This window comes from Candidatus Binatia bacterium, assembly GCA_036563615.1.
In the GTDB taxonomy this organism is placed as follows: Bacteria; Desulfobacterota; Binatia; order UBA12015; family UBA12015; genus DATCMB01.
The window spans coordinates 140,334-163,191 of record DATCMB010000006.1; the positions used below are offsets into that span (position 1 = coordinate 140,334).

The 22,858-nt window shown below is 72.1% G+C and carries 23 protein-coding genes; 9 read left to right on the forward strand and 14 right to left on the reverse strand.

The features are described 5' to 3' along the window. Window positions 1-86: 86 nt before the first annotated feature. Entirely contained in the window at window positions 87-308 is a 222-nt protein-coding gene (locus tag VIS07_03565; GenBank protein HEY8514574.1) for a DUF6116 family protein, read from the reverse strand. A 76-nt stretch (window positions 309-384) separates the two neighbouring features. Between VIS07_03565 and VIS07_03570 the strand changes: the two genes are divergently transcribed. The 3 genes from VIS07_03570 (at window position 385) to VIS07_03580 (ending at window position 2,760) form a co-directional block, all read left to right on the forward strand. Continuing rightward, a complete protein-coding gene (locus VIS07_03570) occupies window positions 385-747 on the forward strand; it encodes a cupin domain-containing protein (GenBank protein ID HEY8514575.1) in 363 nt (120 codons plus the stop codon). A 114-nt stretch (window positions 748-861) separates the two neighbouring features. Next, window positions 862-1,203: a DUF2845 domain-containing protein gene (locus VIS07_03575; protein HEY8514576.1), complete on the forward strand. Its 342-nt coding sequence runs from the start codon at window positions 862-864 to the stop codon at window positions 1,201-1,203. A gap of 264 nt (window positions 1,204-1,467) precedes the next feature. Beyond that, on the forward strand, window positions 1,468-2,760 hold the full coding sequence (locus tag VIS07_03580) for an MFS transporter (protein HEY8514577.1): 1,293 nt from the start codon (window positions 1,468-1,470) through the stop codon (window positions 2,758-2,760). On the opposite strand, the gene VIS07_03585 is transcribed toward VIS07_03580, so the two are convergent. The 4 genes from VIS07_03585 to VIS07_03600 form a co-directional block, all read right to left on the reverse strand. After that, complete coding sequence (locus VIS07_03585) at window positions 2,745-3,761, reverse strand: aldo/keto reductase (protein HEY8514578.1); 1,017 nt, start codon at window positions 3,759-3,761, stop codon at window positions 2,745-2,747. The genes VIS07_03580 and VIS07_03585 overlap by 16 nt on opposite strands. A gap of 112 nt (window positions 3,762-3,873) precedes the next feature. Beyond that, window positions 3,874-5,181: an alpha/beta fold hydrolase gene (locus VIS07_03590; GenBank protein ID HEY8514579.1), complete on the reverse strand. Its 1,308-nt coding sequence runs from the start codon at window positions 5,179-5,181 to the stop codon at window positions 3,874-3,876. A gap of 64 nt (window positions 5,182-5,245) precedes the next feature. Continuing rightward, window positions 5,246-5,467: a hypothetical protein gene (locus VIS07_03595; protein HEY8514580.1), complete on the reverse strand. Its 222-nt coding sequence runs from the start codon at window positions 5,465-5,467 to the stop codon at window positions 5,246-5,248. A 49-nt stretch (window positions 5,468-5,516) separates the two neighbouring features. Next, the gene (locus VIS07_03600; protein HEY8514581.1) at window positions 5,517-5,672 is read right to left on the reverse strand and encodes a hypothetical protein; all 156 of its coding nucleotides are present in this window, start codon (window positions 5,670-5,672) and stop codon (window positions 5,517-5,519) included. A 256-nt stretch (window positions 5,673-5,928) separates the two neighbouring features. Between VIS07_03600 and VIS07_03605 the strand changes: the two genes are divergently transcribed. Beyond that, the gene (locus VIS07_03605; GenBank protein HEY8514582.1) at window positions 5,929-6,486 is read left to right on the forward strand and encodes a hemerythrin domain-containing protein; all 558 of its coding nucleotides are present in this window, start codon (window positions 5,929-5,931) and stop codon (window positions 6,484-6,486) included. A 102-nt stretch (window positions 6,487-6,588) separates the two neighbouring features. Here the strand turns inward: VIS07_03605 and ahcY are convergent, their stop codons facing one another. From ahcY to VIS07_03625, 4 genes are read right to left on the reverse strand one after another with little or no spacing between them, the layout of a single operon-like run. Next, a complete protein-coding gene (gene ahcY / locus VIS07_03610) occupies window positions 6,589-8,067 on the reverse strand; it encodes an adenosylhomocysteinase (protein HEY8514583.1) in 1,479 nt (492 codons plus the stop codon). A gap of 11 nt (window positions 8,068-8,078) precedes the next feature. Continuing rightward, entirely contained in the window at window positions 8,079-9,059 is a 981-nt protein-coding gene (locus VIS07_03615; protein ID HEY8514584.1) for a metalloregulator ArsR/SmtB family transcription factor, read from the reverse strand. Between the two features lie 59 nt (window positions 9,060-9,118). Then, on the reverse strand, window positions 9,119-9,829 hold the full coding sequence (locus tag VIS07_03620) for a DUF4136 domain-containing protein (protein ID HEY8514585.1): 711 nt from the start codon (window positions 9,827-9,829) through the stop codon (window positions 9,119-9,121). A gap of 36 nt (window positions 9,830-9,865) precedes the next feature. Continuing rightward, window positions 9,866-10,618 carry an NAD(P)H-dependent oxidoreductase gene (locus VIS07_03625; protein HEY8514586.1) on the reverse strand — a complete coding sequence of 251 codons (753 nt, stop codon included), beginning with the start codon at window positions 10,616-10,618 and terminating at the stop codon, window positions 9,866-9,868. Window positions 10,619-10,729: 111 nt separating this feature from the next. Here VIS07_03625 and VIS07_03630 point away from each other — a divergent pair, with 111 nt between their 5' ends. Beyond that, complete coding sequence (locus VIS07_03630) at window positions 10,730-11,728, forward strand: LysR family transcriptional regulator (protein ID HEY8514587.1); 999 nt, start codon at window positions 10,730-10,732, stop codon at window positions 11,726-11,728. On the opposite strand, the gene VIS07_03635 is transcribed toward VIS07_03630, so the two are convergent. The 3 genes from VIS07_03635 to VIS07_03645 form a co-directional block, all read right to left on the reverse strand. Next, window positions 11,725-13,554: a pectin acetylesterase-family hydrolase gene (locus VIS07_03635; protein HEY8514588.1), complete on the reverse strand. Its 1,830-nt coding sequence runs from the start codon at window positions 13,552-13,554 to the stop codon at window positions 11,725-11,727. The genes VIS07_03630 and VIS07_03635 overlap by 4 nt on opposite strands. 171 nt (window positions 13,555-13,725) lie before the next feature. Beyond that, window positions 13,726-14,277: a carboxymuconolactone decarboxylase family protein gene (locus VIS07_03640; GenBank protein ID HEY8514589.1), complete on the reverse strand. Its 552-nt coding sequence runs from the start codon at window positions 14,275-14,277 to the stop codon at window positions 13,726-13,728. After that, window positions 14,274-15,179: an SDR family NAD(P)-dependent oxidoreductase gene (locus VIS07_03645; protein ID HEY8514590.1), complete on the reverse strand. Its 906-nt coding sequence runs from the start codon at window positions 15,177-15,179 to the stop codon at window positions 14,274-14,276. Before VIS07_03645 ends, VIS07_03640 begins: the two co-directional genes overlap by 4 nt. Window positions 15,180-15,393: 214 nt before the next feature. On the opposite strand from VIS07_03645, the gene VIS07_03650 reads away from it, so the two are divergent. Further along, window positions 15,394-17,067: a carboxylesterase family protein gene (locus VIS07_03650; protein ID HEY8514591.1), complete on the forward strand. Its 1,674-nt coding sequence runs from the start codon at window positions 15,394-15,396 to the stop codon at window positions 17,065-17,067. Between the two features lie 28 nt (window positions 17,068-17,095). Here VIS07_03650 and VIS07_03655 read toward each other — a convergent pair whose 3' ends face one another. Continuing rightward, window positions 17,096-18,226, reverse strand: a complete 1,131-nt coding sequence (locus VIS07_03655) for a serine hydrolase domain-containing protein (protein ID HEY8514592.1) — start codon at window positions 18,224-18,226, stop codon at window positions 17,096-17,098. Between the two features lie 41 nt (window positions 18,227-18,267). Beyond that, window positions 18,268-18,936 carry a YSC84-related protein gene (locus tag VIS07_03660; protein HEY8514593.1) on the reverse strand — a complete coding sequence of 223 codons (669 nt, stop codon included), beginning with the start codon at window positions 18,934-18,936 and terminating at the stop codon, window positions 18,268-18,270. A 204-nt stretch (window positions 18,937-19,140) separates the two neighbouring features. Here VIS07_03660 and VIS07_03665 point away from each other — a divergent pair, with 204 nt between their 5' ends. The 3 genes from VIS07_03665 (at window position 19,141) to VIS07_03675 (ending at window position 22,854) form a co-directional block, all read left to right on the forward strand. Next, window positions 19,141-19,533: a hypothetical protein gene (locus tag VIS07_03665; protein ID HEY8514594.1), complete on the forward strand. Its 393-nt coding sequence runs from the start codon at window positions 19,141-19,143 to the stop codon at window positions 19,531-19,533. Between the two features lie 162 nt (window positions 19,534-19,695). After that, the gene (locus tag VIS07_03670; protein HEY8514595.1) at window positions 19,696-20,481 is read left to right on the forward strand and encodes a urate hydroxylase PuuD; all 786 of its coding nucleotides are present in this window, start codon (window positions 19,696-19,698) and stop codon (window positions 20,479-20,481) included. A 129-nt stretch (window positions 20,482-20,610) separates the two neighbouring features. Next, window positions 20,611-22,854, forward strand: a complete 2,244-nt coding sequence (locus VIS07_03675; GenBank protein ID HEY8514596.1) for a hypothetical protein — start codon at window positions 20,611-20,613, stop codon at window positions 22,852-22,854. Window positions 22,855-22,858 lie beyond the last annotated feature (4 nt).

The window sequence follows — 22,858 nt, forward strand, 5'->3', positions numbered from 1 at the left end:
GGGTCAAAGTGCGGTGCCCGGCGGACTCTACTCGCGTCGCGCCTCGCGGGGCAACACGAGAGTCGTCGCTGCGTGCCGTGTGTCGCTCAGCGCGCGGCGGGCTGCGGGCTCTGATCGGGCAGGCCGCGCTTCTTCCAGAGGGCGAGGAGCAGCGTGACGAGGCCGAGCAGCAGCTCGTCGACCGGCGGGATCGGGTCCGGCAGGACGAGGCTCAAGAGGAACAGCGCCCCGGTCAGCAGCATCAGCGTCGGGAAGCGGAGCCGACCGAGGTAGCGGAGCAGCAGCGCGACGAGCGGCCTGCGGACCATTTCGCGATGCTTGCTGGCCGCGGCTTCTGGTTCAAGGCGGCGGCGCGGGCTATGGTCGGTGCCCGCGAGGAGACCGATGCCGCAGCTCATCGAGAAGCCGACCATCATCCAGGCCGCCGGCAACAAGCCCAAGCAGATCGCCGAGTACGTCGGGCGCGTGAACAGCGGCCACGACGCCGTCAGCGTCGCCCACATGCGCTCGCCGGAGGGCTGGGTCGAGCCCGGGCAGCGTCCCGAGTTCGAGGAGATCACGCTCGTGCTGCGCGGCATGCTGCGCGTCGAGCACGAGGGCGGCGTGCTCGAGGTGCGCGCCGGACAGGCGGTGGTCGCGAAGCCCGGCGAGTGGGTGCGCTACAGCAGTCCCGAGCCCGAGGGCGCGGAGTACGTCGCGATCTGCTTGCCCGCGTTCTCGCCCGACACCGTGCACCGCGACGCCTGAGCAGCGCGACGATCGACGCTCGCCGCGCGCGATTATGACGCGCGCGTCATGGCGCACGCGGACCACGTGGCGTAGCTCGTCCTTACCCCCGACCCCCGCGACGGGAGGTCGACGATGCGACGAGCGTCGAGGACGGCGAGCAAGGTGGCGCTGCTGTGCGCGGCGGTCGTGGCGGCGGCGGTGCTGCTGCTCTTCGCGCAGACGGCCGCGGCCGGGATGATCTGCGGGCGGACGGTCGTCCTGCCCGGCGCCAGCAAGCGCGAGGTGCTCGCGAAGTGTGGTCCGCCGTCGCGCCGGCAGTCGTTCGACGGCAAGCCGCTGCGCGGCAAGGTCAAGAGCAAGGGCGGCAGCCGCGAGGTGTGGGTCTACGACCTCGGCTCGCGCCAGCTCGTGCGCTACTTGACGTTCGACCGCGGCCGGCTGCGCTCGATCGATTTCGGCGGCTACGGCCGCTGACGCGCGCGCTGCGGCTGACGCGCGATCTGCGACACGGTCGATCCGCGCCTCGTGCGCAGGCAGCGGGCGCGGCGGGGCGAGCCCGCACGGCGACACCGCAGCGTGCGACGCGGCGACGCCCTCGCGTGCGCTCGGCGACAGCGCGGCATGCGAAGCGCCCGTTCGCCCGCGGCTTTGGCGCGCGCCCGCGGGCGTGTACGCTCGGCGTGCGTTCCGGCGCCGCATGCTCCCGCCATGCGTCGCGCCGCCCCGCACGCTCCCGCCATGCCGAGCCCGAGCCTCGACCGCGACGCGGCGTCGCGTCGCCGCGTCCTGACGATCGCGCTCGCGTACGTCGGCTTCGTGAGCCTCGGGCTGCCCGATGGCCTGCTCGGCGTCGCGACGCCGTCGATCCTGCGCGACTTCGCGCTGCCGCCGGAGGGCATCGGCGGTCTGCTGGTCGCGTTCACCGCCGGCTACCTGCTGTCGAGCGCCTCGACCGGCTGGGTGCTGTCGCGCATGGGCGTCGGCACGCTGCTCGCGCTGAGCTGCTCGGCGACCTCGCTGAGCCTGTTCGGCTACGCGACGAGTCCGTGGTGGAGCCTGGTGCTCGCCTGCGGCGTGACGTCGGGCCTCGGCGCGGGCGCGATCGACGCCGGGCTCAACGCCTGGGTCGCGTCGCGCCACGGCGCGCGCACCGTCAACTGGCTGCACGGCTTCTACGGCATCGGCGCGACCGCCGGACCGCTGGTGATGACGGCGGTGCTCGCGGAGGGTCGGCCGTGGCGCACGGGCTACGCGCTGGTAGCCGCCGCGCAGCTCGTCCTCGCGGCGGGCTTCGCCGCGACGCGCGCGTCGTGGAACGACGCGCCGACCGCCGCGGAGGCCGTGCGCGGCGACGCGCTCGTCACGACGCCGGACGAGCCGTCGGATCCGACGTCGCAACCGGACGCAGCGCAGCCGACGTCGTTCGCGTCCGCGACCGCCGCCGACACCCTGCGGCGTCCCGTCGTCTGGCTGAGCGTCCTGCTGTTCTTCCTCTACTCCGGCCTCGAAGCGTCGACCGGGCTCTGGACCTACGCGATGCTCACCGAGTCGCGCGGCGTCGCGCCGTCGGTCGCGGGCACCTGGGTCGGCCTCTTCTGGCTCGGGCTCACGGCGGGACGCTTCGGCTTCGGCGTGATCGCCGGACGCGCGCCGCTGGTCACGCTGCTGCGCGCGAGCCTCGCTGCGATCGCGCTCGGTGCGGCGCTGATCGCGCTCGACCTCGGCGACGCCGCGACCTTGGCCGGCCTGGTGATGTGCGGGCTCGCGATGGCGCCGATCTTCCCGACCATGATCGCGACCACGCCGGCGCGGCTCGGCGCCGCGCACACCGGCAACGCCGTCGGTTTCCAGATCGCAGGCGCGACCGTCGGCACGGCGATCGTGCCGACGCTGATCGGCTTCGCGGTCGGCCGCTTCGGGCTCGAGGCGGTGGGCCCGGCCTTGCTCGCCGGCGCGCTGCTGCTGCTCGCGCTGCACGAGCTCGTCGCGCGGCGCGAGGCGGCGACGCGCGGGCTTCAGCCCATCGGGTAGGGGATCTCGCGCGACACCGCGTCGCAGGCCTTCAGCACGTCGTCGGAGAGCACGACGTCGGCCCCGGCAAGCGCGTCGGGGAGCTGCGCGGGGTCGGTCGCGCCGATGATCGTCGAGCCGACGTAGTCGTGCTGGAGCGTCCAGGCGACGGCGAGCGTCACCGGCGACATCCCGGCCTCGCGCGCGATCGCCGCGAAGCGACGCGTCGACTCGAGCGTGCGCTCGTTGACGAAGCGTCGGGTCATCGCCTGCGTGCGCGGGCTGTGCTCGGCGTAGCGCGTGAAGCGCGCGCCCGGCGGCCACGCGCCGTCGAGGTACTTGCCGGACAGCACGCCGCCGCCGATCGGGCTGTATGGCAAGAGGCTCACGCGCTCGCGGCGGCAGACCTCGGCGAGCGCGTCCTCGAAGCGGCGGTTCAGCAGGCTGAAGTGGTTCTGGATCGTCTCGAAGCGCGGCAGCGCACGGACGTCCGAGGTCCACAGGCTCTTCATCAGCCCGTACGCGGTCTCGTTGCTGCAGCCGATCGCGCGCACCTTGCCGGCGTCGATCGCGCGCGACAGCGCCTCGAGGGTCTCCTCGATCGGCAGCTCGGGGTCGGGCCAGTGCGTCTGGTAGAGGTCGATGTAGTCGGTGCGCAGGCGGCGCAGGCTCGCGTCGAGCGCGCGCTGGATCGAGTGCCGGTCGAGCCCGGTGTGCCCGTGGCGCACGACGGCGGGGAACCAGCCGCCGCCCGGCCCCGCGACCTTGGTGGCGATGAACAGCGAGTCGCGCGGTCGGCCCTCGAGCCAGCGGCCGACGATCTCCTCGGTGACGCCCGCGGTGCGCGCGTCGGGCGGCACGGGATAGACCTCGGCGACGTCGAGGAAGTCGACGCCGTGGTCGACCGCGACGTCGAGGATGCGGCGGCTCGTGGCCTCGTCGGCCATCGAGCCGAAGGTCATGGTGCCGAGGCAGATCTCCGACACCTGCAAACCCGAGCGTCCGAGCCGTCTCCGCTTCATGAGCGCTCGTCTACAACGGGGCGCGCGGACGGTCGACCGCCGGACGTGCGCGTGGCGTTGGCCGACGTGCGGCGTCGGTCGAGCGCGCGTCGTCGGCGAGTGCCGAGTGTCGTCAGCGAGCGCTGGGCGTCGGACCGGCGGCGTGCGCGGTCGCGCTCGCGCCGCTGCGCGACGACGGCGCGAGCCCGAGCACGAAGTCGGCGACCGCGCGGTTGAACTCCTCGGGCGCCTCGAGGTTGCTCAGGTGTCCGGCGCGCGGCAGCACGGTGACGCGCGCGTCGCGCAGCCGCGACGCCATGCGCCGCGCCTCCTCGACCGTGGTCACGACGTCGTCCTCGCTCGCGATCACCAGCGTCGGGCAGGAGATCGTCGACAGCATCGGCGTCGAGTCCGGACGCGAGGCCATCGCGCGCAGCGCTCCCGCGACGCCCGCTTCCTTGTTCTCGAGGATGATCGTGCGCACGCGGTCGACGAGGTCGGGACGGTCGTGGAAGGTCGAGGTGCCGATCAGCTTCGGCAGCAGCTCGTCGGCCGCGACCTCGACGCCGTTCGCCTCGACCTCGGCGGCGAGCCGGTGGCGCTGTGTGACGGCCGCATCGTCGTCGGCGGTGGAGCGCGTGTTCGCGAGCACGAGGCCGCGCACGCGACGTCCGAGCCTCGCGACGAGCGGGAAGGCGACGTAGCCGCCCATCGACAGCCCGACGAGCACCATCTCGTCGACCTTCAAGTCGTCGAGCGACAGCTCGACCGCCGCCGCCTGGTCGGCGAGCGAGAAGCTCGCGTCCGGCGTCCAGGAGAGACCGAAGCCCGCGAAGTCGGGCGCGATCACGCGGAAGCGATCGGACAGCCCCTCGAGCTGCGGCTCCCACATGCGGCCGTTCAGCGGAAACGCGTGCAGGAAGACGATCGCCGGGCCGTCGCCGACGTCGCGGACGTAGAGCGGCGCGAGGCGCGCGCGCACCTCGCGGTCGAACTGCGGCGCGTCGTCGGGACCGTCGCTGCGCGCGCCGGCGATGGTCGTGACGTGCTCCGTGGCCGTGGGCGTCGGAGGCTGCGTCGCCTGCGTCTGCGGGGGGTGCGTCTGCGTCAGGTCGCGCTCCCGTGCACGCGGGGTCTCGCGGGCGACGCTCGACGCCGGCTTGCGCGCGCGCGCCGTCTCGCGCGGCTCCCTGCGCGTGACGTGCGGCTCGCCTCCGGCCCCGTCGTGCGCATGGCGTGCGGCTTCCTCGTGCGCGCGTCGCGCGGCTTCGCTGTCGGGCCCGACGTCGAGGAAGATCGACGCGACGTCGAGCGGGATCCGCATCGTGCGCGGCACGAGGGACAGAGGCCACGGGGCTGCGCGCTCCGCCCAGCGCAGCATCCCGCGGCCGGTCTTCGTCGCGAAGGTGATCGTGTCGGTGAGTGCGTCCCAGAGACCCATGGCGCCCCTTCGAGCGACAATCATGCCACGGGTCGGGAGCCCTGTTGAGTGGTCTACCAGCGCCTCAAGAATTCTCGTCGGTCGCGACGTGCGAGGGCAGGGCGTAGCCCGCCCCGACCAGCGCTTGACGCTCCTCGTCGCTCGCCTCGACGAGCTGGAGTCCAGCGTCCGAGGCCTCGAGGACGCCGTACTCCCTTCCTTCGACCAGCAGCTTCGCGTCGGGCGACGTCGGATTCCTGATCGACCCTTCGACGATGCGCGCTTCCCGGGTGTGCAAGAGCTTCACCGCGCCTCCTTTCGCGCCTTCCTCGGCGGCGTCGTGCGCCGCGGCGTGATCAATCCGCGATGGTGGCGAGGATCGCGAGACGGGTCCGGCGATCCTCGACCCAGTCCGCGAAGCGGACCAGCCGCGCGCCGAGCCAGTTTGCGGCCGGCGTGCAACGATCGGCTCCGTTGAGGATGCTCAAGGCGATGCGGCTTGCGACTCTCATGGTGCGGTCCCTCCGCCGGGGTGTCGAGCAAGGCCCTTGCCACCGAGCGACGGCGGGCTCTTGAACGATCGGGTGTGCCGCCGTGACACGTCGCTCTTGTAGGAAGAGCAAAGCGCGGCGGAACGTCTTGCCGATTCGCGTCTGCGCCGTGCTCCGATCGCGCGCAGGCCTACGCGGCGACGGCGGATCGGACGTGCGATCGAGCGTGCGCGCCCTGGCCGCGATGTTGCGGAAGCCTCACCTCAGGAGGTGGTCCATGAAGGCGACCGAGCTCTTGAAGCGTCAGCACCGCGAGGTGAAGAACCTCTTCCGCGAGGCCAAGAAGGCCGAGGATCCGGAGGAGCGCCTGCGCATCCTGGGCGAGATCGAGCAGAAGCTCGACGTCCACATGATGATCGAGGAGGAGATCTTCTACCCGGCGGTGCGCGAGGTCACCGGGAAGAAGACCGAGGACCTGATCCCCGAGGCCTACGAGGAGCACCACGTCGCGAAGCTCGCGATGCTCGATCTCAAGCAGGTCGATCCCGACGACGAGCGCATGAAGGCCAAGATCACCGTCCTCGAGGAGCTCATCGAGCATCACGTCGAGGAGGAGGAGAAGGAGGTCTTCAAGCTCGCCGAGAAGCTCGGCGCCGAGCGTCTGGCGGAGCTCGCCGAGGAGATGGAGGCCGAGGCCGCGTCGAGCGAGGAGCTCGGCCTCGAAGGCGACGAGGACCTCGAGGAAGACGAGGAAGGCGGGGAGTCGGCGCGCACGCGCAGCGACTCGCAGCACCACGAGCGGCCCGCGCACCACGCGCGTCCGCACGGGCGCTGAGCGCGCGTCAAGCAAAAACGCCGACCCCAAGGCCGGCGTCGCACGCAGGAAAACGTTCGGGGGCGGGCCGCATACACGGCCCGCCCCGAGCGATGATGCAGCTCAGTACCGGTAGTGGTCCGGCTTGTACGGACCCTCGACCGGCACGCCGATGTACTGCGCCTGCTTCGGCGTGAGCTTGGTCAGCTTGACGCCGAGCTTGTCGAGGTGCAGCCGCGCCACCTCCTCGTCGAGCTTCTTCGGCAGCATGTAGACCTTCTTCTCGTAGCTCTTGCCGTTCTGCCAGAGCTCGAGCTGCGCGAGCACCTGGTTCGTGAACGACGCGCTCATGACGAACGACGGATGACCCGTCGCGCAGCCGAGGTTCAGCAGGCGTCCCTCGGCGAGCACCAGCACCGAGTGGCCGTCGGGGAAGATCCACTCGTCGTACTGCGGCTTGATGTTGACCTTCTTGATGCCCTTCACCTTGGCGAGGCCGGCCATGTCGATCTCGTTGTCGAAGTGGCCGATGTTGCCGACGATCGCCTTGTCCTTCATCCGCGCCATGTGGTCGGCGGTGATGATGTTGTAGTTGCCGGTCGCGGTGATGAAGATGTCCGCGGTCTCGACGTAGTCCTCGACCGTCGCCACCTCGTAGCCCTGCATCGCCGCCTGCAGCGCGCAGATCGGGTCGATCTCGGTGACGATGACGCGGCAGCCCTGGCCGCGCAGCGCCTCGGCGCAGCCCTTGCCGACCTCGCCGAAGCCGCACACGACGGCGATCTTGCCGCCGAGCATGACGTCGGTTGCGCGGTTCAGGCCGTCGATCAACGAATGACGGCAGCCGTAGATGTTGTCGAACTTCGACTTGGTGACCGAGTCGTTGACGTTGATGGCCGGGAAGAGCAGCTTGCCCTCCTTCGCCATCTGGTAGAGGCGGTGGACGCCGGTCGTGGTCTCCTCGCTGACGCCGCGGATGTTCGCCGCGACCCGCCGCCACTGCCCCGGATCCTCGGCCTGGATCCGACGCAGCAGGTCGAGGATGATGCCCCACTCCTCGGGGTCGTTCTTCGGGTCGAACTTCGGAACCTTGCCCGCCTTCTCGAACTCGAGGCCCTTGTGCACGAGCAGCGTCGCGTCACCGCCGTCGTCGACGATCAGATCGGGACCCGAGCCGTCGGGCCACACGAGCGCCTCGTTGGTGCACCACCAGTACTCCTCGAGCGTCTCGCCCTTCCAGGCGAAGACCGCCGGGCCCTTCGGCTTCTCGGGCGTGCCGTCGCGGCCGACGACGACGGCGGCCGCGGCCTGGTCCTGCGTCGAGAAGATGTTGCACGACACCCAGCGCACGTCGGCGCCGAGGTCGACCAGCGTCTCGATCAGCACCGCGGTCTGCACGGTCATGTGCAGCGAGCCCATGATCTTGGCGCCCTTCAGCGGCTTCTTCTTCGCGTAGCGCTGACGGACCGCCATCAGGCCCGGCATCTCCTGCTCGGCGAGGCGGATCTCCTTGCGGCCGAGCTCGGCGAGCGACAGGTCCTTGACCTTGTACGGCAGCCGCGCCGGCGCCTCGGCCGGCTTCAGCTTGCGGATCGTGCCCATTCGTCTTCCTCCTATGATGGTCTGCTGCTTCGATGACCGTTGATCTGGCGCGCGCGGCGCGCGGTCGCTGCGAACAGAGCCGGCCCCTTGGCTTGGGGGTCGGCGGGTAGGGCGCGCACGCGGACGTCGGAGTAGCCGGCGTCGACCAGCCACTGCTCGATCTGTGCGCGCGAGAAGCCGAGCCAGACGTGCCCCATCTGCTGCTGGTACTCCGCACGCTCGTGCTCGAACATGTCGACGATCAGGAGACGTCCGCCGGGCTTGAGCACGCGACGCGCCTCGAGCAGCACCACCAGCGGCTCGGGCAGGTGGTGCAGGACGAGGAACATCGTCGCCGCGTCGAGCGACTGATCCTCGACGGGTAGGCTCTCGAGCTCGCCCTGGCGCAGCTCGACGTTGTCGAGGTGGGAGAGCCGCTGGCGCGCCGCCTTGAGCATGGCGCGCGAGCTCTCGACCGCGACCACGCGCGCGACGAACGGCGCGAGCGCCTCGGCGATCTGTCCCGTGCCGCAGCCGAGGTCGCCGACCACCCAGGTGTCGTCGAGCAACGCGGCGAGCGCCAGCAGGTCGAAGCGCTCGCCGAACATCTCGCGCCGCAGCCGGTCCCACTGCCCGGCGGCGGAGGTGAAGAAGGCCTGCGAGCGCGTGCGGCGCTCGGCGAGGACGCGCGTCAAGCGATGGTCGTCGCGCTCGGCAGCCGGCATGTGCGACGTCTGCTCGCGCAGCAGCGCCCAGAGCCGGCGCGCCGCCGGATCGATGTCCTCGGTCGCCATCCGGTAGAGCCGGCTCGTGCCGTCGGGGCGCACCTTCACCCAGCCGTCGTCGGCGAGGACCTTGAGGTGGCGGCTGACGGTCGACTGCGGCGCCTGCAGGATGGCGCACAGGTCGGCCACGGTGAGCTCGTGGCGCTCGACCAGACGCAGCAGGCGGGCGCGCGTCGCGTCGGCGAGCGACGCCATCCAGGACAGCATGGCGGGCGCGGCGGGTTCCATCCGTTTATCCGGATGGACCGTTACAGGCGCCGCGCGGGCGAGTCAACGGGGTTTCTGGCTCAGGGCTGGGGGACGTAGATGTAGCGGTCGAGGTCGACGAGCTTGGACTTGGGCGTGGCGGACGTGTCCGAGCCGTCGCCGCCGGACGAGGCGGTCGCGGTGTCGCCGTCGGTGTCGCCATCGTCTCCGGCGCCGGCGACCGGGAAGCCGGCCAGGATCTCGCCGACCGCGCCCTCGAGCTTCGCGATGTCCTGGCCGTCGTCGAGGACGACGGTGCGGGCGCCCGACCAGGCCGGCTTGCGCGAGCGCGCGTCGGTCACCTCGACCACCACCGTGCCCTCCTCGTAGCCGAAGACGAAGGCGCCACCGAGGTTCTGCTGCCCGCCGCGGTCGCGGTAGGCGATGTACTCGCCGAAGGTGTCGGCGGACTTCTCCTCGAGGCGCACGCCGAAGTCGACCAGGAAGTCCGGGCTCGCGCCCGCGGCCGGCCGGTAGCCCTTGGCGGCGAGCGCGCGATCGACCGCTTCGCGGATCGTGATCTCGAGCACCGCCGCGTCGCGCGCGCGCTCCTCGTCGGCGTCGATCACGGGCGCCGCGGTCGCCCAGGCGTAGGTCCGGTAGGTCGATACGTCGACGGCGGGTGCGGCGACGTCGCGGGCCCGCGTCGCGCTCGCGCAGGCCGCGAGCGCGAGCCCGAGGACGACGGGGCTCAGCAGCGCGCGCAGCGGCGGACGGCCGGCGACGCGCGACGGGGAAAGCGTCTCGCGCATGCAGGGCCGTTAGCCGCGCGCACGCTGCTCCTCAACCTACGCGTCCGACGCGCCGGCGGCGTGGGCGGCGGGCTCGCTCGACGCGCGAGCGTCGCCGACGGACCCGCGAGCGGCATCGAAGGACGCGCCGTCGGCGCCGGTCGACACCCGCTCCGCGAGCAGGCGCGCGAGCCGCTCGACCTCGCGCGTCGCCGCCTCGCGCGTGCGCACCAGGTGCTCGTCGTCCCACTCGTCCGACTCGACCGCGACCGTCGCGACGAGCTCCGCGCCGACGAAGCGCAGCACGGTCTCGACGTGCCGGTCGAGGTGGTTCATGTGCGCGAGCGGTCCTCCGGGTCCGAAGCCGCGGTCGCCGCGCGAGGTGACCAGCACCGCGGTCTTGTCGCGCAGCAGCGGCTGGTAGGGATCGGTGGGGTTCGCGGGATCGAAGGCGAACGTGCGTCCGACGCGCACGACCTGATCGACCCACGCCTTGAGCTGGGCCGGCATGCCGAAGTTGTACATCGGCGCGCCGAGCACCAGGACGTCGGCGCGCTCGAGCTCGTCGATCAGCGCGTCGCTGGTCGCGAGCGCGCGGCGCATCTGCTCGGTGCGCTCTTCCGGTGCGCTGAACGCGGCGGCGACCCACTCGGCGTCGACCGGCGGCGGCGGGGTGGCGCCGAGGTCGCGGTACACGATCGTGTCGTGCGGGCGCAGCGCGCGCCAGCGCTCGGCGAAGAGCCGCGTCAAGCGGCGGGTGTGCGAGCGCTCGTGACGGGCGCTCGAGTCGAGGACGAGAAGCGTTGCCATGCTGCGAAGACCTCCTTCGCAGCGAGCAGTAGGCGCGCCGCCGAGCCTTGAGTAGCCGCGTCGGACGGAAAACAGTGTTCACGCCGCGTTGACGATCGGCGGCGCGAGACGATGGACACGATCGAGAGCATGCGCACGTTTGCCGCCGTCGCGCAGGCGGGCAGCTTCTCCGCCGCCGCGCGCCGCCTCGGCATCTCGAAGGCGCTCGCGAGCAAGCAGGTGGGGATGCTCGAGCGTCGCCTCGGCGCATGTCTGTTTCAGCGCACGACGCGCGCCGTGACGCTGACCGACGCCGGCCGCGACGCGCTCGCGCGCTGCCTCGACATCCTCGCCGCGGTCGACGACCTCGAGAACGAGGCCGCGAGCGCGCACGGCGAGGTGTGCGGGACGTTGCGCGTCGCGGGTCCACCGCTGCTCGGCGAGGAGGTGCTCGCGCCGGCGGTGGCGTCGTTCGTGCGACGCCATCCGAGCGTGCGCGTCGAGCTCGCGCTCGAGGAGCGCTTCGTCGACGTCGTCGGCGAGGGCTTCGACCTCGCGATTCGGGTCGGCGACCTCACCGACTCGGGTCTGGTCGCGCGCCGCATCGGCACGCAGCGGTTCGTGCTCTGCGCGGCGCGCGCCTACCTCGCGCGCAAGGGCACGCCGAGGCGCCCCGAGGAGCTCGCGCAGCACGACTGCATCGTCGATCTGGCGCTGAGCCCGACCGCGCGCTGGCACGTCGGCGGCAAGCGGGGAGCGCAGGTCGTGGCGGTCCGTCCGCGCGTGCGCGTCAGCTCGGCGCGCGCGGTCGCGACGCTGGTGCGCGCCGGCGTCGGCGTCGGGCTCGTCGCGACGTCGCTCGTGCGCGACGACCTCGCGAGCGGGCGCGTCGTGCAGCTGCTCGGCGAGGACGCGGTCTACGAGCGCGACGTGTGGGCGATCCACCCGCACCCGCACCGCTCGCAGGTCCCCGCGCGGGTGCGCGCGTTTCTCGAGCACCTGAGCGAGGCGCTGCGCTCGGCGTGCGCGCCGGCGCCGCGGCCGGGCCGCGGCTCCCGCCGTCAAGCACACGTCGAGGGCGGTGTGCGCGCCGCGCGCTCGACCGGCCGCGCGGCGCGCTCGACCGGCTAGGAGCCGATGTCGCAGGGGAACGGCTGCACGCCCGGGAAGTCGGTGATCAGCGTTCCCTCCTCGACCTTGTCGACGACGCTCGCGGGATCGGCCATTGCGCCGCCCACCCAGTCGCGCAACAGGGTCCCGCCGACGACGGTGCTGTTCCAGGTCGAGGTCGTGATCTCGCCGTGCACCGAGCTCGACGTGCCGCGCAGGAAGGCGTGCAGCCCCGGCGTACCGCGCAGCGCGCAGTAGTGCTCGCGCGCGGTGTTGATGAACGCGACCATCGACGGGAACAGCGTCGTGCTGCGCTGCGTGTTGTCGACCTGATTCGAGATCTGCAGGAAGCGCTGGTACGGCGTGCCGAGGAGCCGCGGCGCCGACGCGAGCTCGAGGACGCCGAAGATCTCCATGCACTCCGGCCCGTTGCAGTAGGGCGGCAGGAAGGGCCGCACGTTCCAGCCGGGCGACGCCGGCTGGGTGACGAGCGAGCCGAGCGCGATCACGCCTGCGAAGCCGTTGTCCATCGACAGCGCCGCGTCGGGCACGACCGTCGTGTTCACCCAGCCGAGGTCGTCGAGCACCCAGTGGTAGTTGTACGCGACGCCGAAGCCGCCGGCGGAGGTGCCTGCGAACACCACGATCGGGCGGTCGGCGCGGTAGCCCTCGGGATCCGTCGCCTGCATCTCCGCCCAGATCAGGTCGCGCAAGTAGCGCAGCGCCGCGCGCACGTTCAGCGCGCCGTAGCGGTGCACGGTGATGTCCGGGAAGACGTTCGTCGTGCCGCCGCCGATGTGCAGGTCCTGCGTGCAGTACGGCAGGCTGACCTTCGTCCAGTCGCGGAACGGATTGGTCGCCGCGGTGCTCGACATGATGCCGCCGTTCGGCAGCGAGTCGCCGAGCGCCTCGAAGAGGCCCGGGTTGACGCCCGGGCAATCCGCGGCGCCGAGGCACACGCCGCCGCCCTGCAGGTGCACGACGATCCGCTCGACCGGCGCGCCCACGGGCGCGAGGCGCAGGTCGAATGCGTAGTCGCTGCCGTTGCCGCAGCGCGTGCCCCAGACGTTCGAGGGCAGCACGACCTTGGTCGCGACGCCGCGCGCCGGCACGGGAACGCTCGCGCGCGGACCGCAGTCGAGGCTGAGCGGCGCGGTGTCGCCGTGCGCGCTCGCGACCAGGCAGCGCGCCTGCTCCGCGGCGCGCGCCGTGAAGTCGGTCGGCTCGAGCCCGACGAGCTGCGCGAGCGGGGTGACGCACTTGCGCGCGAGCTTCGCCGCCGTCTTGCTCGCCTTCGTCGCGAGCCTGCTCGCGACCACGCCGGTGTTGCACGACTTGCCGGCCCGCGCGTTCCGCACGCAGGAGCTCTGCTGCTTCAGGTCGTGCACGAGCAGCGACGCGCCCTCGCGCCAGGCGAAATCGAGGCACTTCTGCTCGCTGGGGAAGACTTCCGCACGTACCGCCGCGTGCGGTCCGCCGTAGCTGCGCGCGGCGAGGCTCGCGACCGCCTGCGTGCACGCGTTCTGGATGCGCTGCACGAGGCCGTTCGGCGTCAGCACCGGACCGTAGCCGCCCGCCTGCACGGTCGCCTGATCGGGGCAGCGCTTGAGGATCTGGCTCGCGACCCGGTCGAGCTGCTTGGCGAGCCTCGCGTCGGACGCGGCGCAGGCCGAGCCGGTCTTGCGGTAGCACTGCTGCTGCAGGCGGCTCACCTGGCTGACGCACGCGCGCAGCGCGTCGCTCACCGCGTTCTCGCACCGCTGCCCGGCGGTGAGGGCCGCATCCGCGGACGTCGAGAGGAAGACGGACGCAGCAAGGGCGAGCAGGACGGTTCGGGCAGCGGACATCGGTGGGATCCTCCTTCAGTGGTGGGGGGCGACCATAGCCGCGCAGGGCCGCTGCAGTAAACCCGCGCGTGACGCGCGTCGCCGTCGGACGACGGCCAGCCGCAGGTCGCGCGGGCCCCGCGCGCGGAACGTCTTTCGTGCCCGCGCGGACCGTCCGCTCGCGCGGCTCGTCTAGTGCGCCTCGTCCGGCTGGATGCGCAGCGTGTGGATCGTCGTCGCGAGCATCTCGTAGTGCCCGACCAGCATCACGAGCTCGATGCGCTCCCGCTCGTCGAGCTCGCGCGAAAGCTCCGTCCACAGCGCGCCGGAGAGATCCTGCGTCGCGTGCAGCTCGTCGGTCGCGCGCAGCAGGAGCCGCTCGCGCGGCGACCAGCCGTCGGCGTCGGGGCCTGCCTTGACGCGCTCGACGTCGGCGTCGCGAAGTCCGGCGCGGGCGCCGAGGCGAACGTGGTGCTCGAACTCGTAGGCGCAGCCCCGCAGGTGCGCGACCCGCAGGATCACCAGCTCGGTGTCGCGCCGCGGCAGCCTGCCGAACGGCATCAGGCGCGAGGCGAACGACAGCCAGCCGCGGAACAGCCGACGGTGCCGGCCGAGCGTCAAGAACAGGTTCGGCGGCCTGGTGCCGGCGACCCGGCCGAGCACCTGCACGAGGAGCCAGGTCCTCAGGCCGAGCTCGGCGCGTCCGCCGGGCGCGATCCGGGGCTCGTCCGGGCGCGCGCTCATCCGACCGCGGCGTCGCTCGTCGGCCCGGCCGGACGTCCCTTCTCGGGCTGCGGCGTCGTGAGCGGCGCGTTCTCCGCGCGCGCGATCTCGAGCGCCTCCTGGACGGCGGCGCCGGAGCCCACCCCGAGCTCGACGATCCTCTGCATGAGCATGCGCACCGGCAGGATGGCCGCGACCCACCACGGCGCGACGATGCGGCGCGCACGGCGCGCGATCCCGCGCTCGAGCGCGTCGATGCCGATCGAGAGCGGCGCGACCCGGGTGAAGACGCTGTCGCGGTGGATCTTCGCCGCCGCCTTGGTGCCGAAGCCGCGCTTGGTCATGTCGGTGTCGAGCTCGGCGAAGTACGCGACGCCGACGCGGGCGCCGGTCGCGGCGAGCTCGATCCGCAGGCAGTTCGCCATCGCCTCGACCGCAGCTTTGGACGCGCAGTACGCGCCGAGCAGCGGCGGATGGACCGCCGCGGCGAGCGAGGAGACCGCGAGCGCGTAGCCGTTCGGGTGGCTGACGTGCGGCCCCGCCGCGCGCAGCGTGTAGTACACGCCGAGCACGTTGACCGACATGTGGCGCTCGAAGACCTCGGGGTTGCCGCCGACGAGCGGCAGCTGCGACGCGACGCCGGCGTTCGCCACCACGACGTCGAGGCCGCCGAGCGCGCGGACCATCGCCTCGACGCCGCGGTCGACCTGCTCGCGATCGCTGACGTTGCACTCGGCCCACGGTGCGCCGCCGCACTCGGCGGCGACGGACGCGAGCAGGTCCGGCTCGAGGCCGAGCAGCGCGACGCGGGCGCCGCGCTCGGTCAGACGGCGCGCGAGCGCAGCACCGATGCCACGCGCGGCGCCGGTCACCAGCACGCGCCGTCCCGCGAGCGACTGTTCGGAGGAAGAAGACTGGGTCATGGCTCGATCTCTCTCGTGCCGAGTGCCGTAGCTTCCAGAAGCGCGCGAGGCGAGTGCGCGAAGCGGGACGTGCGGAGTTTCCCGTCGGCGAGCGGGGTGCAGGCTGGGCGCGCGCCTTGAGATTGTCTGCGCACAATCCTAACGTCGCGCGTCGCTCTCCTCTCTGATCATTGTTGCCAGTTCGGTACGCGGTACGCGGGAAGCGGGGGTCGTCATGACGGGTCGGTGGCCGAAAGCATGGCTGGGTGCGCTCACGACGGCGCTCGCGTTGACGCTCGCTGCGTGCTCGGACGCGCCGGACGCAGGGTGTCCGACCGGCGTCGTCGAGACCACGAGCGGCGCGGTGTGCGGCGTCGTCCTGCCGATCGAGGATCTGCCGGGGACGAGCGTCGACGCCTTCCTCGGCGTGCCGTACGCCGAGAGCACGGCGGGCGCGAACCGCTTCCGGCCGCCGGTGCCGAAGGCGCGCATGTCCGGCGTCTTCCAGGCCGACACGCTGAGCCCGGCCTGTCCGCAGACGCTCAATCCGCTCGGCGCGACCTCGATCAGCGAGGATTGCTTGACGATCAACGTCTGGCGGCCGCGCCAGAGCAACCGGCCGGTCGCGCGTCCCGTGCTGGTGTGGATCTACGGCGGCGCGTTCATCTCCGGCGCGAACCAGAACCCGCTGTACCAGGGCGGCTACATGGCGGCTGCGGCCGACGTGGTCGTCGTCGCCCCGAACTACCGCGTCGGCGCCATGGGCTTCCTCGCCGGCACCGACGGCATCGACGGCAACCAGGGCCTCAAGGACCAGCAGCTCGCGCTGCAGTGGGTGCGCGACAACATCGATCGCTTCGGCGGTGATCCGAACAACGTGACGATCTTCGGCGAGAGCGCGGGCGCGATGTCGGTCGGCCTGCACGAGCTCTCGATCCCGTCGAGCGCGGGGCTCTTCCGTGCGGCGATCATGCAGAGCAACCCGTTCGGCGTGCCCTACAAGAGCCTCGCGCAGGCGCGGCCGATCGCGGCGCTCTTCAAGGAGAAGGTCGGCTGCGCCAATCAGGGCATCGAGTGCCTGCAGCAGGTGCCGGTGGACACGGTCCTGAGCGTGCAGGCCGACGTCGAGCTGCAGCTCCGGAGCCTGCTCGGCGCGAGTCTCGCGGGCTTCCTGGTGTTCGCGCCGGTGATCGACGGCTCGTTCGTCGTCGGCGACCCCACGGTGATCGCCGATCAGAGCGGCGTGCCGCTGCCGACGCTGCTCGGCACCAACGAGGCCGACGGCATCATCTTCGTCGAGGAGATCGCGAGCATCCTCGGCGGCACGATCGACGCGAACGCCTACCGGCTGATCATCAGCGTGCTCTTCGGCACCGACCGCCTCGACGAGATCATCGCCCTCTACGGCATCGACGAGACGGGCAACAACGCGCCGAACCTCTCGCGGATCGCGACCGACTACCTGTTCGGCTGCGCGAACCGCTACGTCGCGCGGCGGGCGCGCTCGGACATCTGGACGTACCGCTTCGACGAGACCAGCGTGAACGTCTGGCCCGAGTACCCCGCCTGCGAGAACGAGGCCTGCCACGCCGACGACGTGCCGTTCGTCTTCCACGTCGACCGGCCGCTCGGCTTCGTCTTCACCCCGGCGCAGGACGCGCTGTCGCAGGCGATGATCGGCTACTGGACGGCGTTCGCCGAGACCTTCGACCCGAACGGTCCTGGCCGGCCGACCTGGCCGCGCTTCACGCCGAACGGCCTCGAGTACATCCTCCTCGACACGCCGATCTCGACGGCGGTGAACCCGACCAACAACTGCGACTTCTGGGACGAGGTCGGCTACGAGATCGACAGCCCGATCGGGTTCTTGACCTCGATGGCCGAGGCGGCGCTGAGCGCCGCGCAGTAACCGAGGCTCGGGACGCCGCGCGCCCGGCTCAGGACGGCGCCCGGCGTCCGCACGCCGCGAGCACGGCGTCCGAGAGCCGGGTCATGCGCATGTAGTTGACCATCGAGCTCTGCACGCCGTTGGTGAAGAACGCGACGGCGAGGTCGAGCTCGGGGTCGGCCCACGCGGTCGTGCAGCCGTGGCCCGAGTGCCCGAAGGTCTTCGGGCTCGAGCGCCGTCCGAACGCCGACGCCGGTCCGCCGAGCATGAAGCCGAGCGCCCAGCGCACCGGCACCTGCAGCGTGCGATCCTTCTTCATGTCGACGACGACGCGCGTCGCGCGCGCGATGGTCTCGGGACGGAGCAGCCGCACGCCGTCGAGCTCGCCGCCCGCGAGCAAGCACGCGTAGAAGCGCGTCAGGTCGTCGGTGGTCGAGACGCCGGTCGCGGCGCCGCACTGCACGCTGCGCACCTCGGGGCGGTTGAAGTCGGCGACGAACTCGGACTCGCCCGAGAGGTCGACGTGGTTCGCGACCTCCGGATTCCGCTCGGGCGGCAGGCCGACGTAGGTGTCGCGCAGGCCGAGCGGTCCCGTGATCTCGTCGGCGACGAAGCGGCCGAGCGTGCGGCCGTCGACCCGGCGCACGACCTCGCCCAGCACCCAGCCGAAGTTGAGCGGGTGGTAGCCGACGTCCTCGCCCGGCACCCAGCGCGCCGGACGCTCCTCCATCGCGCGCGCCACCGTGTCGAGGTCGCACCAGCGCTCCCAGGTGAGCCACTTCGGACCGAGCGGCAGCCCGGCCTGGTGGCTCAGGACGTGCGCGATCGTCGCGCGCTCCTTGCCGTGCTGGCCGAACTCCGGCCAGTAGCGCGCGACCGGCGCGTCGAGGTCGAGCACGCCGCGCTCGGCGAGCATGTGGATCGCGGTCGCGGTGAGCGGCTTGGTCGCCGAGAAGATCAGGAACAGCGTGCGCTGCGTGACCGGCGGACCCGCCTCGCCCGGACGCATCGTGCCGCCCGCCGCCTGCACGAGGATCCGACCGGCGCGACGAACGGTGAGCTGCGCACCCGGGTGCGTGCCGCTCGCGAGCAGCTGCTCGAAGGTCTCGAGCACCCGCTCGAGCGCCGCCGGGTCGGTGCCCGTGTCGCGGGACGCCTCCCGGTCGATGTGCGCCTGCATCGCCGGCCCATCGTAGGGGCCGGCGACGCGATGCGAAAGGGTCAGAAGGACTCGAGCGTCCGGATCAGCTCGTGCGCCGACTTCGGCGGCCGCACCTTGCCGGAGAGGATCTCGTCGGCCGTCACCTTGCGGCCGTAGTACTCCTCGTTCGCGTCGTCGCGGGTGACGATCACCGTGCCCTCGAGCGACACGCCGGCGAACAGGCCCTGGCTCCTGCTGTAGCTGTACACCGCCGCGACCGGCATCACGCCGGCGGCGATGTCGCGTCCGACCGGGCCCGCGGCGACGCTCACGTCGGCGCCGAGCTTGATGTTGCCGCCGTGCGAGAACGCCTTCACCGCGTCGTCGGTGTTGAGCACCATGACGAACTCCGTCACCGACGCGCCGATCTGGAAGCCGAAGCCGGCGCCGCCGGTCGCGATCGCCGACGGCCCGCTCCAGCTCGACTTGCCGAGCCGCGCGATCACGAGCCCGGTGCCGCCCTCGCCGCTGAACACGAACCCGGCCTTGAGCACGGTCAGGATCGCGAGCCCCTTCGCGTCGCGCAGCACGGCGCGGGGGATGCCCTCCTCGGGCATGTCCTTGAAGCGCTCGAGGATCGTCGTCGCCTGGCGGACGTCCTCGGCGAGCGTTGCCTGCGCGGGCGCCGCCGACAGCGCGACGACGGTCGCCACGAGCGCGGCGACCGCGGCGGTGTGAGCTCTCTTCATCGGCAATCTCCTTTCGGGCCGTTCGGGCGCCGTGGCGCCATCTCGTCAGCATACAGGGGTCTGCCCCGCGCCCCTAGAGGTCGGCGCGATCGACGCGCGCTGCTCCGCGACGATCGTGATCGGCGCCGGCAGCGCGCCCGCACGCCGCGAGGCGCGCAAACCGCGTCTTGAAATGCGGCAGGGCAACATCCACACTCACGCCTCGTGTCCGACGGAGCCCAGATCATCCGCGGTCCCTGGCCCGCGCTGCGCGGGGCGGGTGATCCACGCGCGAACGGCGCCGCGGCGGAGGACGCGGGCGAGCCGTCGTCGCGCGACGGGCGCCGCGATCTGCTGACGGGCGGCAAGATGATGCTCGGCTTCGTCGTGCGCGAGTGCGCCGTCGAGCTCGGTCACGACCCGACGCCCGCCGAGCTCGCCGAGTGGGCGAACCACCAGCGCGACGAGCGCGGCGAGTTCTGTCTGTTCGGGCGGGCCATCACGCCGGAGGAGGCGCGGGTGATCTTGAAGCACCCGGGACGTCCGGTGTCGGTGCGCGAGAGCCGGCTGCGGGCCCGCGGTCCGGGATCGGGCGACGCCTTCCGCAGCCGTTCCTGAGCCACGGCGCCCGTTCCATTGACCTAATTTTGGGGCGCTGGTACGGCCGAGCGAAGCGATCTGAGCCGCCGCGCGCGCCGCGCGCGGTGATGGAAGCGGACGGGGAGTGGCGTCCCGTGCGCTTCGCCACGGGCGGGTAAACCGCATACACAGGAGAGGGTGATGCAGGTTCTCGAGGCTATCTTCCGGTGGATCCACGTCGTCGCGGGCATCATGTGGATCGGGCACCTGTACTTCTTCAACTTCGTCAACGGCCCGTTCCAGGGGGCGATCGACGGCGACACCAAGAAGAAGGTCAACCCCGAGCTGCTGCCGCGCGCGCTGTTCTGGTTCCGCTGGGGCGCGGCGTGGACGTGGGTCAGCGGCTTGCTGCTGCTCGCGCTCGTCTTCTGGCACGGCTGGCTCGGCGGCAACCTGTTCGACGCGACCGCGAATCCGTCGACGCCGCTCGCGATCCTGATGATCGCCGTCAACCTGCTGGGCTTCCTGGCCTACGACGTGATCGCCAAGCAGGAGTTCGGCAAGAACGGCACGACGATGTTCATCCTCGGCCTGATCCTGGTCGCGGTGATCGTGCTGCTCGACATCCACGTCGGCGGCTTCGGCTACCGCGGCATGGTGATCCACACCGGCGCGATGTTCGGCACCATCATGGCGTTCAACGTCTGGTTCCGGATCTGGCCGGCGCAGCAGAAGATCATCGCCGCGGTGAAGGCCGGCACGCCGCCCGACGCGAACCTGGTCGCGCTCGCCGGCCTGCGCTCGCGCCACAACACCTTCCTGTCGGTGCCGCTGGTCTGGATGATGATCGACACCCACACCGTGCTCTACGACGGCTTCCTCGGCCTGCCGGGCTGGGTGTGGACGGTGATCATGACCGCCATCGGCTGGTGGTTCGTCACCATGTTCTACCGGCAGTCGACGAAGGAGAGCACCAAGGCCTTCTGAGAGGCCGCTGCAGAGAGGCGGATGCCGAGCGGGCCGGACGTCACGTCCGGCCCGCTTTTTTTGTGCCGGCGCGCCGCGGGTCGCGAAAGACGATGTTTTTTTGTCGCGGTTCGCGCTATGGCGCGCGCGATGGCCGCGGCGCCGTCTTTCCTGCAGGGAACAGCGTACGACCAACGTTCGCGTGACCGCGCGCGCGCACCCGAGCGCGCGCCGTTCGCTTCGGCTCTGACCCCGGGCGCCGTCCTCGCGACCGCGGTCCTCTACGCGGCGCTGACGGCGTGGTTCCTCTGGCCGCTGCCGACCGCGGCGTCGTCGCATCTCCTCTACCCGACGAGCTCGTGGGAGCTCATCGACGCCGACGCCGACTTCGCGCTGTGGGCGATGGCGTGGACGGCGCACGCGCTCGTCACCGACCCGCTGCACCTCTTCGACGCCAACGTCTTCTACCCGATGCCGCGCGCGCTGGCGCTCTCCGACCACATGGTCGGACATCAGCCGGTGTTCGCGCCGGTCTTTCTCGCCACCGGCAATCCCGTCCTCGCGGGCAACGTGCTCCTGCTGTTCGACTTCTGGCTCGCCGCGATGGGAACCTTCCTGCTCGCGACGCGCTTCATGCCTGCATCGGCCGCGGTGGTCGCCGGCGCGGCGTTCGGCTTCGTCGCCTCCCGACGCGCGAACACGTTCCACCTGCACGTGCTCGCGGTCGGCTGGATGTCGCTCGCGATGTTCTTCGCCGACCGCTGGCTCGAGCGCGCGCGCTGGCGCGACGGCGCGCCGATGGCGGTCGCGCTCGCGCTCCAGCTCCTGAGCTCGTTCTACCTCGCGTACATGATGCTGGTCGGCGCGCTGTGCGCGCTGGTGCCGCTCCTCTGGCGCTGGCGCGAGCGCCTCGACCGTCGCCGCGTCCTCGGCGGATTCGCGTGCTGCGCCGCGGCCGCGCTCCCGTTCGTCGCGCTCGCGATTCCGTACGTGCTGCTGCGGCGCGACGGCTACCTGCCGGAGTACGGCACGGACGGCGGGCAGGTCGGCGGCCTGCTGCCGGGGGTCGCGCAGTTCGTGGCGTCGCGCATCCTGTTCGCGCAGAGCGCGGGCGTGGTCGCCGCGGCGCTCGCGGTGCTCGGGCTGCTGCCGCCGTGGCGCGGACGGCGAACCGTGCTCGCTCTGGCGCTCGCGCTCGTGCTCGGCGGCTGGCTCGTCGGGCGCGGTCCGGCCGACCTGACGCTCGGCCCGCTCGCCTTCCCGAGCCCGTACCGCTGGCTCATCGAGTGGGTGCCGGGCTTCTCGTCGATGCGCGTCCCGGACCGGATCCTGAACGTCGCGACGCTCGGCCTCGCGCTGCTCGCCGGGCTCGGCGCGGCGCGCGCGCTGCGGGTCGTGGCTTCGCGCCCGCGCCTCGCGTGGCTCGGCGGCGCGGCGCTCGCGGTCGCGATCGTGGCGTTTCCCGCCGAGCGCACCGAGCTCGAGCTGCACCCTCGCGACGTCGGCGAGCGCGCGCCGGCGTCCCCGCGCTGGCTCGCGCAGCACGCCGACGGTCGCGCGCTGCTCGAGCTGCCGCCGAAGACCTTCCGTCCCGCCGCGGCGCGCATGCTCGCGAGCACGACGCACTGGCTGCCGCTGTTCGACGGCTACACGAGCCACCCGCCGCCGGTGCGCAACTACCTCGCGCACCGGATCGCGGACCTGCCCGATCCGCGGGCGCTGACGACGCTGCTGCGCGAGACCGACGTCGGCTGGATCCTGGTCCACGGCGACGAGCTGCCGCCGCCGCTGCGCAAGCGCTGGAGCTCGACCGCGATCCCGCCGGAGCTCGAGCACGTCGCGACCTTCGGCGACGAGCGGCTGTTCCGCGTGCGCGCGCAAGGTCCGATGCGTCCCGACTCGCCGCTCTACGACACCGCGCGCACGCCGGGCGGCGTGCCGCGCGAGCCGCTCGGGGCGAGCTGTCCGGGACGGCTCGAGCTCGTCCCGCGTCCGCCGACCGAGCCGCTCGCGCCGGGCGCCGCCGTCCCCGCGGGCGAGCTGCTGCGCTTCACCGCGCGCATCACCAACGACGGCGACCGCCCGTGGCCGGCGGGCGGGTTGCACCCGTACCGTCAAGTACGTCTGCGCGCCTGCGTCGGGCTGCCCGCCGGTCGAGGCGTCTCGCCCTGTCCGGAGCACGAGATCCTGCTGGTCGAGGACGTTCCCGCGCACGGGACGGTCGAGCTCGAGTGGGCCGTGGTCGCGCCGCGCGTGCCCGCGGACTACGTGCTGTGGGCGGACCTGCTGCAGGTCACGGTCGGCTCGCTCGCCGACTGCGGCGTCGCGCCGGTCGAGGTGCCGCTCCGCGTGGTCGCGGCTCCGGAAGGCGCGCGGCGCTCGCGCAGGCGCTGACGCG

Coding starts and splice junctions, on each gene's coding strand:
- VIS07_03650 (HEY8514591.1), top strand. CDS start 15,394: ATGACGGGTCGGTGGCCGAAAGCATGGCTGGGTGCGCTCACGACGGCG.
- VIS07_03670 (HEY8514595.1), top strand. CDS start 19,696: ATGCAGGTTCTCGAGGCTATCTTCCGGTGGATCCACGTCGTCGCGGGC.
- VIS07_03630 (HEY8514587.1), top strand. CDS start 10,730: ATGGACACGATCGAGAGCATGCGCACGTTTGCCGCCGTCGCGCAGGCG.
- VIS07_03625 (HEY8514586.1), bottom strand. CDS start 10,618: ATGGCAACGCTTCTCGTCCTCGACTCGAGCGCCCGTCACGAGCGCTCG.
- VIS07_03635 (HEY8514588.1), bottom strand. CDS start 13,554: ATGTCCGCTGCCCGAACCGTCCTGCTCGCCCTTGCTGCGTCCGTCTTC.
- VIS07_03580 (HEY8514577.1), top strand. CDS start 1,468: ATGCCGAGCCCGAGCCTCGACCGCGACGCGGCGTCGCGTCGCCGCGTC.
- ahcY (HEY8514583.1), bottom strand. CDS start 8,067: ATGGGCACGATCCGCAAGCTGAAGCCGGCCGAGGCGCCGGCGCGGCTG.
- VIS07_03660 (HEY8514593.1), bottom strand. CDS start 18,936: ATGAAGAGAGCTCACACCGCCGCGGTCGCCGCGCTCGTGGCGACCGTC.
- VIS07_03600 (HEY8514581.1), bottom strand. CDS start 5,672: ATGAGAGTCGCAAGCCGCATCGCCTTGAGCATCCTCAACGGAGCCGAT.
- VIS07_03590 (HEY8514579.1), bottom strand. CDS start 5,181: ATGGGTCTCTGGGACGCACTCACCGACACGATCACCTTCGCGACGAAG.
- VIS07_03585 (HEY8514578.1), bottom strand. CDS start 3,761: ATGAAGCGGAGACGGCTCGGACGCTCGGGTTTGCAGGTGTCGGAGATC.
- VIS07_03570 (HEY8514575.1), top strand. CDS start 385: ATGCCGCAGCTCATCGAGAAGCCGACCATCATCCAGGCCGCCGGCAAC.
- VIS07_03655 (HEY8514592.1), bottom strand. CDS start 18,226: ATGCAGGCGCACATCGACCGGGAGGCGTCCCGCGACACGGGCACCGAC.
- VIS07_03615 (HEY8514584.1), bottom strand. CDS start 9,059: ATGGAACCCGCCGCGCCCGCCATGCTGTCCTGGATGGCGTCGCTCGCC.
- VIS07_03645 (HEY8514590.1), bottom strand. CDS start 15,179: ATGACCCAGTCTTCTTCCTCCGAACAGTCGCTCGCGGGACGGCGCGTG.
- VIS07_03605 (HEY8514582.1), top strand. CDS start 5,929: ATGAAGGCGACCGAGCTCTTGAAGCGTCAGCACCGCGAGGTGAAGAAC.
- VIS07_03575 (HEY8514576.1), top strand. CDS start 862: ATGCGACGAGCGTCGAGGACGGCGAGCAAGGTGGCGCTGCTGTGCGCG.
- VIS07_03565 (HEY8514574.1), bottom strand. CDS start 308: ATGGTCCGCAGGCCGCTCGTCGCGCTGCTGCTCCGCTACCTCGGTCGG.
- VIS07_03640 (HEY8514589.1), bottom strand. CDS start 14,277: ATGAGCGCGCGCCCGGACGAGCCCCGGATCGCGCCCGGCGGACGCGCC.
- VIS07_03675 (HEY8514596.1), top strand. CDS start 20,611: ATGGCCGCGGCGCCGTCTTTCCTGCAGGGAACAGCGTACGACCAACGT.
- VIS07_03620 (HEY8514585.1), bottom strand. CDS start 9,829: ATGCGCGAGACGCTTTCCCCGTCGCGCGTCGCCGGCCGTCCGCCGCTG.